Source organism: Candidatus Pelagibacter sp. Uisw_092, from assembly GCF_047729545.1.
GTDB lineage: Bacteria > Pseudomonadota > Alphaproteobacteria > Pelagibacterales > Pelagibacteraceae > Pelagibacter.
In genome coordinates, this window is sequence record NZ_CP159824.1 from 1,151,832 (window position 1) to 1,170,151 (window position 18,320).

An 18,320-nucleotide genomic window follows, 5' to 3' on the forward strand; every position below is an offset into this window, starting at 1 on the left:
GGGTAATTAGCTTGTTGCAAGCATTTTTTTTAATTCAGCTATAGCTTTTGCTGGATTTAATCCCTTAGGACAAGCATTGGTGCAATTCATTATAGTATGGCATCTATACAACTTAAGTTCATCAGCTACTTTTTTTAATCTCTCTTTTCTTTCATCATCTCTACTATCTACTATCCACCTATAAGCTTGAAGCAAAACTGCAGGACCTAAAAATTTATCCTCATTCCACCAATAGCTTGGACAAGAAGTAGAGCAACATGCACACATGATACATTCGTATGCACCATCTAATTTTTTTCTATCTTTTTGAGATTGAATAATTTCTGTAGTTTCAACTTTTGTATTTGTTTTCAACCAAGGCTCAATTGATTCATATTGTTTGTACAATCCACTTAAGTCACCAATTAAATCTTTTTTTACTTTTAGGTGAGGTAGTGGATAAATATTTATATCTCCTTCAATTTCTGAATGAGGTTTTGTGCATGCTAAACCATTTTTCCCATCCATATTCATTGCACAAGATCCACAAACACCATGTGCACAAGATCTACGATAAGCCAATGATGGATCAATTTCATTTTTAATCTTATTTAAAATATCCAATACTTTTGAAGGGCAGTTATCCATATCAACTTCATAAGTATCCACTCTTGGGTTTTCTCCATTTGAGGGATCCCATCTATAAACATTTACTTTTCTGGTATTTTTTGATCCAGTTTTATCTTGATAATAGTTACCTTTTTGAACCTCTGAATTTTTAGGTAAATTTATTTGAACCACTAGTACACTCTTTCTTGTGGTGGAAAATATTGAACTTCATTTGTTAAAGTTGATTTAGTAACTGGTCTATAACCAATTTTTGAATCTTTTCCATTGCACCAAGCAATAGTGTGTTGCATAAATTTTTCATCGTCTCTTTTTGGGAAATCTTCTCTTGCATGTGCACCTCTGCTCTCTTGTCTATTATAAGCAGAATCCACTGTTGTAATTGCTTGTCTTATCAAATTATCAAACTCCAATGTTTCCACTAAATCGGTGTTAAAAACAAGTGACTTATCTTTTACAGAAATTGATTCCATTCCATCGTATGCTTTTCTAATATCATCAACACCCTCTTTAAGTGTTTTTTCTGTTCTAAAAACAGCACATTTTGATTGCATAGTTTTTTGCATTGAAAGTCTAAGTTCTGCAGTACTGTTTTCACCATTAGAGTTTCTTAATTTATCAAATCTTTCTAAGCATTTTTCTGTTTCAGTCTCTCCTATATCCTCGTGTGGAGTTCCTGGTTTTACAAGTTCTGCAGCTCTTCTAGCTGCGGCTCTTCCAAATACAACTAGGTCAATTAAAGAATTAGACCCCAATCTATTCGCTCCATGAACAGAAACGCAGGCAGCCTCACCAATTGCCATTAATCCTGGAACTGTTTCAGAATCATTGCCTGTTAATACTTCAGCTTTATAGTTTGTTGGGATACCTCCCATATTGTAATGAACAGTGGGCACTACTGGTATTGGCTCTTTAGTTACATCAACATTTGCAAATAATCTTGCTGCTTCCGTTATTCCTGGAAGTCTACTTTCAATAATACTTTTGTCTAAATGACTTAAGTGTAAGTGAACATGATCATGTTCTTTACCCACACCTCTTCCTTCATTAATCTCAATTGACATTGATCTACTTACTACATCTCTAGATGCTAAGTCTTTAGCTTTTGGTGCATAACGCTCCATAAATCTTTCACCTTTTGAATTAACTAAATAGCCACCTTCTCCTCTAACACCTTCAGAAATTAAAGTTCCATGTCCATAAATTCCTGTTGGGTGAAATTGTACAAATTCCATATCTTGTAATGGTAAACCTGCTCTTAAAACCATTGCATTTCCATCTCCAGTACAAGTGTGTGCTGAAGTTGCAGAATAATAAGCTTTTCCATAACCACCTGTTGCAATTATTGTACTATGAGCTCTAAATCTGTGAATTGTTCCATCATTTAAATTCCAAGCAATAAGACCTTTGCATTCACCATCTTTCATTAATAAATCTAGAGCGAAGTATTCAATAAAAAATTCAGTGTTATGTTTTAAAGCCTGTCCATAAAGGGTATGAAGTATTGCATGTCCAGTTCTATCTGCGGCTGCGCATGTTCTTTGAACAATTCCATTACCATAATTTTTTGTCATTCCACCAAAAGGTCTTTGGTAAATTTTACCATCATCAGTTCTGCTAAATGGAACTCCATATTTTTCTAATTCTATAACAGCTGCTGGAGCTTCCTTACAAAGATACTCGATACTATCTTGGTCACCTAACCAGTCAGCCCCTTTGACAGTATCATACATATGCCAACGCCAATCATCTTCCCCCATATTCCCTAAAGATGCAGAAATTCCTCCTTGAGCAGCAGAGGTATGACTTCTTGTTGGAAATACTTTTGAAATACATGCTGTCTTTAAACCAGCTTCACTTAAACCAACAGCAGCTCTTAAGCCTGAGCCTCCCGCACCAAGTACGATAACATCATATTCATGGTCTATTATTTTATATAAGCTCATTAGTTTAAATTAAATATTACAATTATTGTGATCAATGGAACTACTATAGCAAAAATATTGAGTACTTTGTTTGCGACATTTTTGATTTTTTCATCATGTATATAGTCTTCAAATACCTCACTAATACTTAAAGCTGAAAAAAAATAGGCAAAAACTAACAACAAAGAAACTAAAATTTTAGATGGCTGATTTGAAAAAAAATTAACAATATCAACATAATCTTTATTGAAAACTGAAACTAAATTTAAAATAAACCATGTCATCAATGGTATCAACACCACAGAGCTTACTCTCATCAATAGCCATTTTTTAGTCACGTTATTCATGCTAAATAAATTGCTTTCCAATTAAATAAATTAAAATTGTTAAAAAAAATGAACCAATGATCACGATTAATCCTGTTATCTTTGATATTTTTAATTCAAACCCATATCCTAGGTCCATAATTAAATGTCTTATTTCACTTAATATCTGGAAACTAAATGACCATGTTAAACCTAAAATTACGAATTTTCCTAAAATAGAATTTAAAAATACCTTAGTAAACTCATAACTATTTTCACCTAGTAGTAAGGATGCAATCCAAAAACAAATTATTGTTATGGCAGCTATATTTATTATTCCTGTAATTCTATGTGAAATAGATACTAAAGAAGATATGTGCCATCTGTAGATCTGAATATGTGGTGATAAAGGATTATTATTTTCCATTAAGATTATTTTTAATTAAAGTTTCTGCAATTTCAACAGCATTCAATGCCGCTCCTCTAAGTAAATTATCAGAAACAATCCATAGGTTTAATGAATTCTTGTTGGTTTTATCTTCTCTTATTCTTGAAATATAAGTTTCGTCTCTACCTTCTGCTTCAATTGGAGTGCTATATCCTCCATCTTCTCTTTTATCATAAACTTTACAGCCCTCTGCTTTACTAAGAGTGTCTCTAACTTTTTCTAAAGAAAATGATTTTTCAAATTGAATATTTACTGACTCCGCATGAGAAACTATAACTGGAACTCTTACACATGTTGCTGTTAATTCTATTTTGTCACCAAGAATTTTTTTAGTTTCATTGGTCATTTTTAATTCTTCTTTAGTGTAACCATCATCTGCAAAAACATCGATGTGAGGAATCACATTAAAAGCAATTTGTTTAGTAAAATTTCTAGGTTTAATTTGTTTATTTTCTAGGGATGATTTAGTTTGTTCTATTAATTCATCCATAGGGACTTTGCCACCACCTGAAACAGACTGATATGTCGAAACAACTATTCGTACAATATTGAATAAGTCATGTAACGGTTTAAGAGCAATTACTAACTGAGCTGTTGAGCAATTAGGGTTAGCAATTATATTTTTTTTCATATTCTTAATTGCTTCTGGATTTACCTGTGGAACAATTAATGGCACATCAGGATCCATTCTAAAAAAACTAGAATTATCTATAACTATGGAGTGCTTTGCTGCTTTTAAAGCATATTGTTCTGAAATTTTTCCACCTGCTGCAAAGAAAGTAATTTTAATTTTTGAAAAATCAAATGTTTCAAGGTTAAAAACCTCATGTTCTTTGCCACTAAAATTTATTTTTTGACCAGCACTTCTTGGTGAAGCAACTAAAAATAGTTCTTTTATAGGAAGTTTTTTTCTCTCTAAAACTTCGAGAATTTTTCTTCCAACATTACCTGTGGCTCCTACAATTGCTATATTCATGATGTTATTAGGCTTTTATACTAGATGAAGGGTAAATCGCAAACTTTTCCAGGAAAAGTGTTGTCATTTATTTGAATTTTAAAGGTTTGAGATACTTCCCAGTAGGACCTCTGGATCATTGCTATTCCAATAACCATTTGAAAATGAGGCGAATAACAAGCTGATCTTAATTCACCAATTATATTATTTTTCTCATCATATAAATTTTTTGATCCTGTGAGACTAATTTCTTTTATATCAATTTTAATACCCATTAACTTCTTTTGGGCTCCTTTTGATTTAACTTCTTTTAATTTATCTTTTCCTAAAAAATTTATATCACTATCCAAACTAACATATTGATCAAAACCACATTCAAATGGATTATCACTGTTATCAAAATCATTTCCATAAGATAGTAACGCACTCTCAATTCTCTCTATTAAGTTTGGACACCCAGGTCCTACATTAAATTCTTTTCCAACTTCAAAAAGATAGTCATATAATTTTTGTCCTGACTCTGTATTTTGAACATAAACTTCATATCCACCTTGCTTAGACCATCCTGACCTTGCTATAAGATGCTTTGTTCCTTCAAAATCAAAATAATCAAATCCAAAAAATTTTAGTTCAGTAATTTTTTTTCCAAAAACTTTTTCCATTAATGCAAATGATTTCGGACCCTGTATTGCCATTATATCCACCACTGGTTCTTTAATTTTAACATCAAATTTATGTCCAGATGCTAAACCTTTGGCAAAAAAGATTACATCCGAGTCTGCTATTGATAGCCACCATCTATTTTCATCCAGCTTTAGAACAACTGGATCATTAACTAAATTTCCATTTTCATCTATTATTGGACAATAATAACATCTCCCAATTTTAGATTTTGATAAATCTCTACATGTCATCAATTGTACTAATTCTGCAGAGTCTTTTCCTGATATTTCTACTTGTCTTTCTGCAGCAACATCCCATACTTGAACGTGCTCTTTTAAATGTTTGTAGCTATCCTCTATTGATCCAAATGCAGCAGGTAACAGCATATGATTATAAATTGTGTATGCTGTAACCCCTTGTTTCTCTATTCTTGAGGTATAAGGAGTACTTCTTAATCTTCTAGATTTTGCTATTGAAAAGTTTTTCATTTTTTTAAAAATTCAGAGATCTTTTCTCTCATTTCAAAAGCTTTTTCAAACATAATCATATGTCCACATTCTTTTATTATATAAGTTTTTGAATTAGGAATAAGTTCAGCAAATTTCTTGCCTTTTTCAAGGTTAACCATCTTATCTAGTTCACCAAAAATAAATAATGTGGGACACTTGATTGATTTTAAAGCCTCAGATCCGTTTTTATAATTATTACAAGCTATAAGATCAATGGCTAAAACCTCCCTAATATCTCTTGGAGAATTAATAATTTTTTCTACAGGATTACCTCCAATAAACTTTTTAGAGTTTTCATAGCTCCATTTCATCATTAATTTAACTGCTTTATCATCTCCACTCTCAGCAAGATCTATTAAATCTTGATTAACGGGCATTCTATAAGAACCACCAACAAATATTAAATTTTTAACTCTTTTTGAATATCTTGAATAATATTCCAATGCTTCCAAACACCCTTGGGAATGACCTATTATTGTTAATTCAGAAACATTAAGTTCTTTAAAAACTTTTTCTAACCAATCTGAAATTTCTTCTATCGATTTTAAACAATCACCCTCAGAATTTCCATGACCAGGTAAATCAATTGCTAAAACATTATAATTTTGATTTGATAAATACTGCTCTGTTAAAGACCAAACAATATGTGAAAGACCACTTCCATGAAGTAAAACTATTGTGACTTTTTTTTTATCAATACCTTGGCCTGAATCCGATACAAAGACATTCTTATTGTCTACCTGAAAGATCAACTTAATTCCTTAACTTTTTTTCTTAGTTCAAATTTTTGAATTTTTCCTGTTGAAGTTTTTGGTAAATCACAAAAAATAACACTTTTAGGGATTTTGAATCCAGCCAATGTTTCTCTACAAAAATCTATTATTTCTTTTTCAGTTGCTGGCTTATCTTTAATCAATTCAACAAAAGCACAAGGAGTTTCTCCCCATTTCTCATCAGGCTTAGCAACTACAGCTGCTAAAGAAACTGAAGGGTGTTTTGCAATTGCATTTTCAATTTCTATTGAAGAAATATTTTCTCCTCCAGAAATAATAATATCTTTAGATCTATCTTGAATTTTAATATATCCGTCAGGATGGGTTACAGCTAAATCTCCTGAATGAAACCATCCACCTGCCATTGACCTATCTGTTGCTTCTTTATCTTTGTAGTAACCCTTCATTACGATATTTCCTCTGATCATAATTTCACCCATAGTCTTTCCATCTTTGGGCACTGGCTTCATTGTTTCTGGATCCATTACAATAGCACCCTCTGTGTTTGGGTACCTTACACCTTGCCTTGCTTTGATTTCATTCTTTTTATCTTTTTCTAAAGAATTCCAATCTTCATTCCATGCACACTGCAACATATGACCATAAGTTTCAGTTAATCCATAAACGTGCATCACTTCAAAACCAAGTTTTTCCATTTTCTCAAAGATAATACTTGGTGGCGGTGCACCTGCGGTTAAAACATTTACTTTTCTTTTTAGGACTTTTTGATCTTCTTTTGGAGCATTAACAATCATATTTAATACTATTGGGGCTCCACCGAAATGAGTTACTTCATATTTATCAATTAATTCAAACATCTTTTTTACATCGATGCTTCTTAAACAAATTACTCTTGCATGTAACATTGTTAGTGTCCAAGGGTAGCACCAACCATTACAATGGAACATTGGTACAACACATAAAAAATTTAGCTTGTTAGACATATTCCAAGCTGTGGCACTGCCTGTTGACATCAAATATGAGCCTCTGTGATGATAAACTACTCCTTTTGGGCTTCCAGTAGTTCCAGACGTGTAACTTAATGAAATCGCTTCCCATTCATCTTTTGGTTTTTTCCATTCGTAATTTTCATCACCTGTATTTAAAAAACTTTCATATTCAAGTTCTCCTATTTTCTTAAAAGAACTTGTATCTATGTCTTGGTCGTCAATATCAATAATTGTAATTTTATTTTTAACATTCTTTAAAGCCTTTTCAATTACATCGTGAAATTGTCTATCTACAATTAAAACCTTTGCATCACTATGCTGTAAAATATAACTTACTGTATTAGGGTCTAGTCTTGTATTGATTGCATTAATGACTGCTCCCACCATTGGTATTGAATAATGGGCTTCAAAAATTTCTGGTGTATTGAAAGCCATTATAGAAACTGTATCTCCAGTTTTCACCCCCAATTTATCTAGTGCGCTAGCAAACTTAACACATCTTTTATAAACCTCTCCCCAGGTATAAGACCTACTTTCATAAACTAAGGCTTCATAATTTGGATATATATCTTTAGTTCTTTCTAAAAATGTTAAAGGAGAAAGAGGAACATAATTAGCCTCATTTTTATCTAAATTTGTATTGTAATGACTCATTCTAACTGAATTTAAAATTCATTATATAATCACTTCCCGATGTGGCAGTTTTAAAATGACTTTCGGCTCTTGGTAAAACTCTTTTAAAATAAAAATTTGCTGTTTGAATTTTATCCTCATAAAAGTCTTTGTTTTGTTCATAATCTTTAAAACTTACCTCTAAAACTTTTATCCACGCATGTGCTATAGACACAAACCCCAATGCTTTTAAATAGTCATTGCATGCTGCACTTGCATCATCTTTTGAGTTTTGAACTTTTTCTTTAATCCAATCAGTAAAGGTAGATAAGATCTCTAGATGTATTTTTAGTTCTTTTATGAAAGGTTTTAATTTTTCATTTTCAATACTGCAATCATTTTTGATTAATTCCAAATACTTATCAATTATATCACCATTTTTATTTACCAACTTTCTAAAAACTAAATCTGCTGCTTGAATTGAATTTGTTCCTTCATAAATTGGGGTGATTCTATTATCCCTATATAGTTGTTCTATTCCTTGGTCTTTTGTATACCCATAACCACCATGAACCTGCATAGCATCACTTGTTATTTCCATTCCCATATCACTAAACATCGTTTTAACCACTGGTGTCATTAACGACACAAGATCTGACGCTTCCTGCTTTATTTTTTCGTCTGGATGATAAAGACTAACTTCTGTATGTTGAGATAACCAAAAACATAAAGCTCTTTCACCTTCAATAATAGATTTCATATTAAGTAAAGATTTTCTAATATCAGCATGCTCAATAATAAAATCTGCTCCATTAGTTGATTTTGTATTATTTGTTTTTCCTTGTTTCCTTTCTTTCGCGTAACTTAAAGAGTTTTGATAGGCTATTTCAGAAATTCCTAAGCCCTGAATTCCTACAACAATTCTCTCTAAATTCATCATGGTAAACATTGCATTTAATCCTTTATTCTTTAATCCAATCATATAACCAGTTGCATCATCAAAGTTTAATACACATGTGGCAGAACCTTTAATTCCCATTTTGCTTTCTATAGAGCCTGTAGAAACTCCATTTCTTGCACCAATAGATCCATCTTCATTTACCACAAACTTGGGTACTAAAAATAAGCTTATTCCTTTTGTTCCTGCTGGAGAGTCAGCTACTCTTGCAATAACTAAATGGATAATATTCTCTGTTAAGTCTTGATCACCTGAAGTAATGAAAATTTTCTGCCCACTTAATTTAAAAGTTCCATCAGATTGCTCAATAGCCTTAGTTTTTAAAAGTCCTAAATCAGTTCCACAAACTGGTTCAGTAAGGCACATCGTACCACTCCATTTTCCTTCAACCATTTTTGGAAGATATTTTTCTTTTATTTCATCTGTAGCATGATGAGAAATACAATTATATGCACCAATACTTAACTCACTATAAAGTTTAAATGACAAACTTGCAGATGATAACATTTCGTCAAAAAAAGCACTTACAGTTTTTGGCATTCCTTGTCCTCCATATTTTGGATCACAAGAAAGTGAAGTCCAGCCATCTTCTATATATTTAGAATAAGCTTCTTTATAGCCAGGCGGCGTTCTAACCACACCATTCTCTAGAACTGTTGGGTTCTCATCACCTGATTTTGCTAATGGTAATATTAAGTTTTGGTTAATCTTAGCTGCTTCTTCTAAAATATCTTTTACTAATTCTGAATTAACTTCTTTATACTTTTCAAGATCATTATAATTTTTATTATTTCTTAATTTATCAAAAAGAAACATCATGTCTTCCACTGGTGCAGTATAATTTGGCATTCCAGAACTTTAGAATAATTTTTTAATTATTGCAATTTTGAAATTATCGCATCACCCATAGCTGATGTTGATACTTCTTTTTTTCCCTCAGATATAATGTCTTTTGTTCTAAGACCATCATTTAAGACATCTTGCACAGCTTTTTCTAAAGCATCAGCTTCACTATCTAAATCCAATGAGTATCTTAAAGCCATTGCAAAACTTAAAATCGAGGCTATTGGGTTTGCAATTTCTTTTCCAGCAATATCTGGTGCTGAACCATGAATAGGCTCATACATAGCTCTCATTTCTCCATCTTTATTTTTTGCACCTAAAGAAGCTGATGGTAATAGACCTAGAGACCCCGTTAACATTGAGGCTTGGTCGGAAAGCATGTCTCCAAATAAATTGTCAGTAACAATTACATCAAATTGCTTTGGGTTTTTCAATAATTGCATTGCACAATTATCAGCAAGCATATGACTTAATTCTACATCTTTATATTCTTTGTCGTGTAGTTCTTGAACTTCTTCTTTCCAAAGTTGTCCGGCTTCCATTACATTCGACTTTTCACATGAGGTAACCTTATTTGATCTCTTTCTTGCTAGATCAAAAGCTACTTTTGCTACTCTAACTATTTCACTAGTTGTATATGAGTGGGTATTAATCCCTTTTCTTTCACCATTTTCTATTGGCTTAATTCCTCTTGGCTCACCAAAATAAATTCCACCTGTTAATTCTCTAACTATCATAATGTCTAATCCAGATACAATTTCTGGTTTTAGGGTTGAGGCATCAACTAATTGCTCAAAACAAATTGCAGGTCTTAAATTTGCAAATAGTTTTAATTCTTTTCTTAATTTCAATAAGGCTCTTTCTGGTTTTTTTGAAAAATCTAAGTTATCCCATTTTGGTCCACCAACTGCACCCAGCATAACAAATTCACTTTCTAAAGCTTTGTAAAAAACTTCATCTGTAATTGGTGTTCCATGTTTATCATAAGAACAACCACCAGCTAAATCTTGATCAATTTCAAAATCTAGAGATTTATTTGAATTCAACCATAAAATAACTTTTTTAACTTCTTGAATAACTTCAGGTCCAATACCATCCCCAGGTAGAAGTAAAATTTTTCTTTTTTTAATTTTTATCATTAAATATCCATGGTTTACTATTTTTTAAGTTTTCTTCAAAGGTTGTGATTTTTTCTTTTTTAGCTAATGACAGCGCAATATCATCAAGCCCTTCTAATAAACATTTTTTCTTAAAAGGATCAATGTCAAACTTGATTTCACTATTTCCAAAAATTATCTTTTCTTCATTTAGGTCTATTGAAATTTCTTCTTTTCTTTTTGAATATTCTGATAATTCTTTTATTTTTTCTTCTGGTAAAGTAATTGGTAAAATTCCATTTTTGAAACAGTTACTGTAAAAAATATCAGCATAACTAGAGCTTATCACACATGTAATTCCAAAATCTAAAAGTGCCCATGGCGCATGCTCTCTTGATGAACCGCAGCCAAAGTTTTTTCCTGCAATTAAGATTTTTGATTGATTGTGAGGTTCTTGATTTAGAATAAAATCTTTTATTTCATTTCCATTATCATCATACCTCATTTCAAAAAATAAGTTTTTTCCTAACCCTGTTCTTTTAATTGTTTTAAGAAATTGTTTTGGAATAATCATATCCGTATCAATATTTACTATTGGTAAATATACTGGGATACTTGTAAGTGAGTTGAATTTTTGCATTTTAGTTTTGATACTTTCTAACATCATCTAAGTTTCCAGAAATTGCAGCTGCTGCTGCCATTCCAGGACTGACTAAATGTGTTCTTCCACCTCTACCCTGTCTTCCTTCAAAATTTCTGTTTGAAGTTGAAGCACATCTTTCTCCTTGTTTTAATTTATCTGCATTCATTGCAAGACACATTGAGCAACCGGGCTCTCTCCATTCAAAACCTGAAGCTATAAATATTTTATCTAGGCCTTCCTGCTCTGCCTGCTCTTTAACTAAGCCTGAGCCTGGAACAACCATTGCATGAACATGGGATGCTTTCTTTTTATCTTTTAATATTTTCGCAGCTTCCCTTAAATCTTCAATTCTTCCATTCGTACAACTTCCTATAAAAACCTTATCAATCTTAATGTCTGTAGCTAGTGTATCGGCCTCTAAACCCATGTAATTTAATGACCTTTCTAAAGAGTTCCTTTTGTCTTCATCTTGTTCATTTTTAGGATTTGGAACTTTGCCATCTATAGTGATTACATCTTGTGGAGAAGTTCCCCAGGTAATCATAGGTAAAATGTCTTCTGCTACTAAATCTATTTCTTTATCAAATTTAGCTCCATCATCAGTTTTTAAACTTTCCCAATATTTCATAGCCTTATCCCAATTTTCATTTTTTGGAGACATCGGTTTACCTTTTAAATATTCAAATATTTTTTCATCTGGAGCAATTAATCCTGCTCTTGCTCCTCCCTCAATAGTCATATTACAAATTGTCATTCGTTGTTCTACACTTAAAGATGAAATTAGACTGCCAGCATACTCAATAACCGATCCTGTTCCTCCTGCAGTTCCAATGTTTCCTATAATTTGTAAAATTACATCTTTAGAGGTAACACCAATTGGAAGTTTTCCATTAACATTAATTCTAAAATTCTTTGCTTTTTTTTGAACCAATGTTTGTGTTGCTAAGACATGTTCCACTTCGGAAGTACCAATTCCAAATGCCAAAGCACCAAATGCGCCATGTGTTGCTGTGTGACTGTCTCCACAAACAATTACTGTTCCAGGTTGTGTAAAACCTTGTTCTGGACCAATGATATGAACAATTCCTTGTCTCTTGTCATTCATTCCTAAATACTGAATTCCAAATTCTTTACAATTACTTTCTAAAGTGTCTACTTGAATTTTAGATTCCACATCTGCTATTCCTTTAGATCTATCAGTAGTTGGAACATTATGATCTGCAACTGCTAGAGTTAAGCCGGGTTGTCTAACTTTTCTATTAGAGTTTCTTAATCCTTCAAAAGCTTGTGGACTTGTAACTTCATGTACTAAATGTCGATCAACGAATAATAATGCCGTACCATCATCTTGCTGATCTACTAAGTGATCGTTCCAAATTTTATCGTAAAGAGTTAAAGGCATTGAAAAAAAAATTATTTTTTTTCTTCTAATTTTCCTGTTTTAGGTTCTACTTGAACTTCTGGTTGTTTTTCAGGCTCTGCTTGAGCCTCTGTTTGTTTTTCTACTGCTACTGGTGCTAAAGTTTCTTCAGCCACCATTTCTGGTTTAACATCAACTTCAATACCAATTTTTTTTCTAATCCTTTCAGCAATTCTAGCTGATTTACCCGTTCTATCTCTTAAGTAATATAATTTTGCTCTTCTAACTTTACCATGACGGATAACTGTAATTGTATCTATAACCGTACCATACAGTGGAAATGTTCTCTCAACACCTTCACCAAATGAAATTTTTCTAACTGTAAATGAAGAGTTTAAATCTCTATTTTTTCTAGCAATACATACACCTTCAAAATATTGAATTCTGTCTTTTTTACCTTCTGTAATTCTAACACCAACTTTTACTATATCTCCTGGAAAAAAATCTGGAATTTTCTTCTCAGCTAGTATTTTTTTAACGTTATGTTGATTTATTTCTTCAATTGTTTTCATAGTAGTATTTATTAAGTTAGTTTTTCTTATATTTTTCCCACAAATCTGGTCTTCGGACGCGTGTTATAGCCTCTGATTGTGATAAACGCCAGTCTTTAATTTTGTTGTGATCTCCTGATAATAACACTTCTGGAACACTTTTTTCCTCCCAAATTTGGGGTTTTGTGTATTGAGGATACTCCAAAAGTCCATTCTCAAAACTCTCATCAGTCTTTGAATGTTCATTTCCTAAAATACCTGGAAGCAACCTAAGAACACTATCCAACACAACAAATGCTGCGGTTTCACCTCCAGATAAAATAAAATCTCCTATGCTAAGTTCTTCTATATTCCTTGTAGATAATAATCTTTCATCAACACCTTCAAAATGACCACAAATTAAACTAATAGATTTTTCTTTAGATAGTTCTAGTGCTAATTTCTGATCAAGCTTTTTTCCTTTTGGTGATAAATAAAAAATTCTTTCACCTTCTTTTTTATTTTTATCAAGAGATTTTGCTAAAATGTCAGCTTTCAATAACATTCCAGATCCACCTCCAAAAGGAGTATCATCTACTGTTTTGTGTTTATCCTCAGCGGCCTCTCTAATATTTACAACTTTTAAATCCCAAATTTTATTTGTTAAAGCTTTTCCATATAGCCCTTTATTTAGAGGGCCAGGAAAAAAATCAGGATAAAGTGTGAATATTTGAGCTTGCCACATGAATCCAACTATTTAGCTTCTGCTTTAGGAGCTTCTGCTGCTGGAGCTGCTTCTGCTTTAGGAGCTTCTGCTGCTGGAGCTGCTTCTGCTTTAGGAGCTTCTGCTGCTGGAGCTGCTTCTGCTTTAGGAGCTTCTGCTGCTGGAGCTGCTTCTGCTTTAGGAGCTTCTGCTTTAGCTGCTTCTGCTTTAGGAGCTTCTGCTTTAGCTGCTTCTGCTTTAGGAGCTTCTGCTGCTGGAGCTGCTTCGTCTCCTTCTTTTTTTCTTTCTTTTTTAGGAATAGCTTTATTTGGATTACTACCGTTTGCAGGCATTTCTATAATACCATTTTCACCTAAAATTCTTGCAACTCTAGTAGTTGGTTGAGCACCTTGACCTAACCAATATTTAATTCTTTCTGCTTCTAGTCCTACTCTTTCTTTTTTATCTTTTGGTAAAAGAGGATTAAAAAATCCTACCTTCTCAATAAATCTTCCGTCTCTTGCACGACGACTGTCGGCTATAACTACTTTGTATACTGGTCTTTTCTTTGTTCCACCTCTTGATAGTCTTATTTTTATCATTTTTTTTCCTTTTTTATTTAAGTTGATTTAGTAGCTCTGGAGGTATTCCTTTATCAGACATACCCTTCAGGTTTCCTTTTGACATCTTCTTCATCATTTCAGACATCATTTTAAATTGCTTAAGCAATTTATTGATAGTGGCCGCATCTGTTCCAGAGCCATTAGCAATTCTTTTTTTCCTAGAACCATCAATGATTTTAGGATTTCCTCTTTCTTTTTTTGTCATAGATAAAATGATTGCTTCATTTTTAGTAATAACACTTTCGTCAATTCCCGAAGCATCCATTTGTGATTTCATTTTAGAAACACCTGGCATAAACGACATAATTCCTTCTATGCCTCCCATTTTTTTCATTTGTCTAAGCTGTGTTAAATAATCTTCCATAGAGAATTGTCCTTTTTTTAAATTCTCTTCTGCTTTTTTTATATTCTCTTCACCAAGATCTTCTGCAGCTTTTTCGACAAGAGAAACGATGTCTCCCATACCTAATATTCTATTGGCTATTCTATCTGGGTGAAAAACCTCTAAATTTTCTATTTTTTCTCCTACTCCTAAAAATTTAATTGGCACTTGAGAAACATATTTCATACTAAGGGCCGCACCACCCCTTGCATCACCATCAGCTCTTGTTAAAATAATACCTGTCACATTGACAGTATTCTTAAATTCTTTTGCAACTTCTGCAGCAACCTGCCCTGTTAAAGAATCCGCAACTAAAAATACTTCCGTTGGTTTAATTATACTTTCTATTTGTTTAATCTCACTCATCATCTGAAGGTCTATTTGTGTTCTGCCTGCTGTATCAAATAATATAATCTCTGCACCATTTAGGTTTGCAGCGCTAACTGCTCTTCTACAAATATCTGCTGGTGGCTGCCCTTCAATAATAGGTAGTGTTAAAATATCATTTTGCTCTCCTAATGATCTTAATTGTTCTTGTGCAGCTGGCCTATACACATCAAGACTGACCATCATTATTTTTTTCTTTTTATTTTTTTCTAAATATTTGGCTAATTTTGCTGTTGTTGTAGTTTTACCAGAACCTTGAAGACCTACCAGCATCATTGGAACTGGTGGAACTGCATTTAAATTAATATCTGTGTTGCTTTCACCTAAAAGGCTTACTAGTTCATCATAAACAATTTTAACAACCATATCTCCTGGAGAGGTTGATCTAATTATTTCTTGACCCATAATCTTTGGTTTAACTTTTTCTATAAAATCTTTAGTTACATCTAGAGACACATCAGCTTCTAATAAAGCCTGTCTAATACCTCTTAGGCCTTCATCTACTTGATTCTCATCAAGTGAAGCAGATTTTTTTAAAGAAGAAAAAATTTCTTCGAATTTATTTGTTAAGTTTTCAAACATATTTATTACGCACAGCAGTTTTGCACTAGTGGGCGAAAATCGCTGACTAGTGTTGATCTCTTTGTTTCCAAAGACACCACAAATTTAACGTTTTTGTGGAAACGAAGACAACCTATAATAGAGGTTCAAAAAGTCAATAAATAAGTTAAATATCTACATATGAATATTAAAGCATTTAAAATGGATGGTTTGGGCAATGATTTTGTAATTATCGATCAAAGAAGCCAGGATTTCAATTTAAATAAAGATCAAATAATTAAAGTATGTGATCGTAGTTTCATTGGATGTGATCAACTTATTCTAATTAAGAAAAATAAAGAAATAGATGCAGATTTAGAATTCTATAACTCAGATGGAAGTGTATCTGGTGCTTGTGGAAATGGCACTAGATGTGTGGCAGATCTTCTATCAAAAGAAAGTGGTAAAAAAGAAATAACGCTCTTAACAGCTTCTGGCTCTCTTAAATCAAAAATTTTAGGAAATAATTTAGTTGAGACTGAAATAGGTGTACCAAAAGTTAATTGGCAAGAGATTCCTTTAAGTAAGCAGCTAGATACACAAGACTTAAAAGTTGAAATTGTGGACAGAAATAACACCAAACATATTGGTGGAACAGCAATAAATGTAGGCAATCCACACATAATTTTTTTTGTAGACGATATTGAAGCATTTGACTTACAAACTATTGGTCCAAAAATAGAAAATTATCCACTATTTCCAGAAAAATGTAATGTGACCTTGGCAAAAGTTATGAATAAAAATTTAATAAAAGTAAAAGTTTGGGAAAGAGGAGCTGGACTTACCAAGGCTTGTGGTACTGCAGCTTGTGCAACTGCTGTTGCAGCTAATATTAATAATCTGGTAGAAAAAACTACAGATATAGAATTTGCATTAGGTAATTTAACAATTTCTATTGATGAAAGAAATAGCATTCATATGAAAGGACCTGTGTCTGATATCAAAAATATCGACATTAAATTATAATGGGAATTTTTGATAAATTTAAAATTGGTTTTAAAAAAAGCGCTTCTGCATTTACGTCTGGTTTAAAAAATATAATTGTAAAAAAAGAGATAGATGACAAAACATTAGATCAAATTGAAGAATATTTGATTCAATCAGATGTTGGTCTTGTTGCAGCTGAAGAAATTAAAAAGATTATTGCTCAAGAAAAAATTGACCCAAAAAAAGATATTATGAATGAGGTAAATGTAATTCTTAGAAACTATATAATCACTTTAATGAAACCTTTGGAAAATGAAAATTTTTTTAATAAAAAAGAAAAGCTCAACGCAGTCCTAGTATCAGGAGTTAATGGGGTTGGAAAAACAACAACTATTGGAAAAGTTGGTAAAATTTTAAAATCTAATGGTAACAAAGTTATGTTTTCTGCCTGCGATACGTTTAGAGCAGCTGCTATAGAACAATTAGAAAGTTGGGCTGATAAAATTGATGTACAAATTACAAAGTCTACTCAAGGGTCAGACCCCGCATCAGTTGCCTACAAGGCAATAGAAGAAGCATTAAAGGGTGATTTTAATCATGTTTTGATCGATACAGCAGGGAGATTACAAAATAAAAAAAATTTAATGGAAGAATACAAAAAAATTGCCCATGTAACTAAAAAAATAGATCCAGATGCTCCTCACGATGTAATCCTGGTGCTTGACGCAACCTCTGGCCAAAATGTTATCAGTCAAGTTGAAGAGTTTAATAAAATTATACCTCTTACTGGTTTGATAATGACAAAATTAGATGGTACCGCAAAAGGAGGAATTTTATTGGCACTCGCTAAAAAATATAAGCTTCCAATAATTGCTCTTGGACTTGGTGAAAAAGAAGATGATTTACAAATTTTTAATGCAGAAAAATTTGCTGAAGCATTTACTCAAATTAATTAATCAGATTATTAGAGATTAAAGGCTTGTAGTAACTACATTTATAATTTTCTTTAAGATTTGAATGTCCACAATTTTTTGCAATTGATGAAATTATAAAATCAAACTTACCATTTGATGGATATGAATTTAATTTTTTATTAGCAATATCAAATTTAAAATTTTTTTGTATATTTTTAATTGCGCTAATCATTACTAAAGTATTATTATCTTTTAATAGATAATAGGCAAAGTCTTCTGGGAAAACTGGATAATCATAACCTTCTAAAAGGAATTTTGCCTGTGATGGAAACCATTCATATGAAATTAATGGTGATGAAACTTTTGTTTTATAATTGTAGATATATAAGTCTTGAGGAAAATCTGTAACATAATTGTAATCTTCACCTCTTGCTAGAACAGCTTTATCTCTAGTTTTAAAAAAAAGAGCAAAACTTTTATTGTGCGAGTTCATCTGACCTATGTGGAAAAGAGTATTTGCTGAAGATTCTGTATTTTCTGCAATTACGGAACTTGAAATAAAGATTAAGTAAAATAATGTTATAATAAATTTTTTCACTACCTAATT

19 protein-coding genes are annotated in these 18,320 nt (G+C 32.1%); 2 read left to right on the top strand and 17 right to left on the bottom strand.

The annotated features are described in order from the left end of the window. Positions 1–6: 6 nt before the first annotated feature. From ABXT63_RS06390 to ffh, 16 genes are read right to left on the bottom strand one after another with little or no spacing between them, the layout of a single operon-like run. On the bottom strand, positions 7–780 hold the full coding sequence (locus ABXT63_RS06390; protein WP_415320736.1) for a succinate dehydrogenase iron-sulfur subunit: 774 nt from the start codon (positions 778–780) through the stop codon (positions 7–9). Next, positions 780–2,552, bottom strand: a complete 1,773-nt coding sequence (gene sdhA / locus ABXT63_RS06395; RefSeq protein WP_415320737.1) for a succinate dehydrogenase flavoprotein subunit — start codon at positions 2,550–2,552, stop codon at positions 780–782. Before sdhA ends, ABXT63_RS06390 begins: the two co-directional genes overlap by 1 nt. Beyond that, complete coding sequence (sdhD, locus tag ABXT63_RS06400) at positions 2,552–2,878, bottom strand: succinate dehydrogenase, hydrophobic membrane anchor protein (RefSeq protein WP_415320738.1); 327 nt, start codon at positions 2,876–2,878, stop codon at positions 2,552–2,554. The genes sdhA and sdhD overlap by 1 nt, the downstream gene beginning before the upstream one ends. A 1-nt stretch (position 2,879) precedes the next feature. After that, positions 2,880–3,263 carry a succinate dehydrogenase, cytochrome b556 subunit gene (sdhC, locus tag ABXT63_RS06405; protein WP_415308237.1) on the bottom strand — a complete coding sequence of 128 codons (384 nt, stop codon included), beginning with the start codon at positions 3,261–3,263 and terminating at the stop codon, positions 2,880–2,882. Further along, positions 3,253–4,260, bottom strand: coding sequence for an aspartate-semialdehyde dehydrogenase (locus ABXT63_RS06410; RefSeq protein WP_415320739.1), 1,008 nt, complete (start codon positions 4,258–4,260; stop codon positions 3,253–3,255). Before ABXT63_RS06410 ends, sdhC begins: the two co-directional genes overlap by 11 nt. 20 nt (positions 4,261–4,280) lie before the next feature. Next, a complete protein-coding gene (locus ABXT63_RS06415) occupies positions 4,281–5,390 on the bottom strand; it encodes a dimethylsulfoniopropionate demethylase (protein WP_415320740.1) in 1,110 nt (369 codons plus the stop codon). Continuing rightward, positions 5,387–6,163: an alpha/beta fold hydrolase gene (locus tag ABXT63_RS06420; protein WP_415320741.1), complete on the bottom strand. Its 777-nt coding sequence runs from the start codon at positions 6,161–6,163 to the stop codon at positions 5,387–5,389. The genes ABXT63_RS06415 and ABXT63_RS06420 overlap by 4 nt, the downstream gene beginning before the upstream one ends. Beyond that, a complete protein-coding gene (locus tag ABXT63_RS06425) occupies positions 6,160–7,788 on the bottom strand; it encodes a long-chain-fatty-acid--CoA ligase (protein WP_415320742.1) in 1,629 nt (542 codons plus the stop codon). The genes ABXT63_RS06420 and ABXT63_RS06425 overlap by 4 nt, the downstream gene beginning before the upstream one ends. A 1-nt stretch (position 7,789) precedes the next feature. Continuing rightward, positions 7,790–9,553 carry an acyl-CoA dehydrogenase family protein gene (locus ABXT63_RS06430; protein WP_415320743.1) on the bottom strand — a complete coding sequence of 588 codons (1,764 nt, stop codon included), beginning with the start codon at positions 9,551–9,553 and terminating at the stop codon, positions 7,790–7,792. Between the two features lie 26 nt (positions 9,554–9,579). After that, on the bottom strand, positions 9,580–10,686 hold the full coding sequence (gene leuB / locus ABXT63_RS06435) for a 3-isopropylmalate dehydrogenase (protein WP_415320744.1): 1,107 nt from the start codon (positions 10,684–10,686) through the stop codon (positions 9,580–9,582). Next, complete coding sequence (leuD, locus tag ABXT63_RS06440) at positions 10,673–11,284, bottom strand: 3-isopropylmalate dehydratase small subunit (RefSeq protein WP_415278167.1); 612 nt, start codon at positions 11,282–11,284, stop codon at positions 10,673–10,675. Before leuD ends, leuB begins: the two co-directional genes overlap by 14 nt. A gap of 1 nt (position 11,285) precedes the next feature. After that, on the bottom strand, positions 11,286–12,689 hold the full coding sequence (gene leuC / locus ABXT63_RS06445) for a 3-isopropylmalate dehydratase large subunit (RefSeq protein ID WP_415278168.1): 1,404 nt from the start codon (positions 12,687–12,689) through the stop codon (positions 11,286–11,288). An 11-nt stretch (positions 12,690–12,700) separates the two neighbouring features. Next, complete coding sequence (gene rplS, locus ABXT63_RS06450; RefSeq protein ID WP_415320745.1) at positions 12,701–13,219, bottom strand: 50S ribosomal protein L19; 519 nt, start codon at positions 13,217–13,219, stop codon at positions 12,701–12,703. Positions 13,220–13,235: 16 nt separating this feature from the next. After that, positions 13,236–13,922: a tRNA (guanosine(37)-N1)-methyltransferase TrmD gene (gene trmD, locus ABXT63_RS06455; protein WP_415320746.1), complete on the bottom strand. Its 687-nt coding sequence runs from the start codon at positions 13,920–13,922 to the stop codon at positions 13,236–13,238. 8 nt (positions 13,923–13,930) lie between these two features. Then, the gene (gene rpsP, locus ABXT63_RS06460) at positions 13,931–14,482 is read right to left on the bottom strand and encodes a 30S ribosomal protein S16 (protein WP_415320747.1); all 552 of its coding nucleotides are present in this window, start codon (positions 14,480–14,482) and stop codon (positions 13,931–13,933) included. Between the two features lie 13 nt (positions 14,483–14,495). Continuing rightward, positions 14,496–15,854, bottom strand: coding sequence for a signal recognition particle protein (ffh, locus tag ABXT63_RS06465; protein WP_415320748.1), 1,359 nt, complete (start codon positions 15,852–15,854; stop codon positions 14,496–14,498). A gap of 159 nt (positions 15,855–16,013) precedes the next feature. On the opposite strand from ffh, the gene dapF reads away from it, so the two are divergent. Together dapF and ftsY are read left to right on the top strand one after the other, a co-directional pair. Next, entirely contained in the window at positions 16,014–16,838 is an 825-nt protein-coding gene (gene dapF / locus ABXT63_RS06470) for a diaminopimelate epimerase (protein ID WP_415320749.1), read from the top strand. Beyond that, positions 16,838–17,755, top strand: coding sequence for a signal recognition particle-docking protein FtsY (ftsY, locus tag ABXT63_RS06475; protein WP_415320750.1), 918 nt, complete (start codon positions 16,838–16,840; stop codon positions 17,753–17,755). The genes dapF and ftsY overlap by 1 nt, the downstream gene beginning before the upstream one ends. On the opposite strand, the gene ABXT63_RS06480 is transcribed toward ftsY, so the two are convergent. Then, entirely contained in the window at positions 17,748–18,311 is a 564-nt protein-coding gene (locus tag ABXT63_RS06480; RefSeq protein ID WP_415320751.1) for a hypothetical protein, read from the bottom strand. The two genes, ftsY and ABXT63_RS06480, sit on opposite strands and share 8 nt — an antisense overlap. Positions 18,312–18,320: the final 9 nt, after the last annotated feature.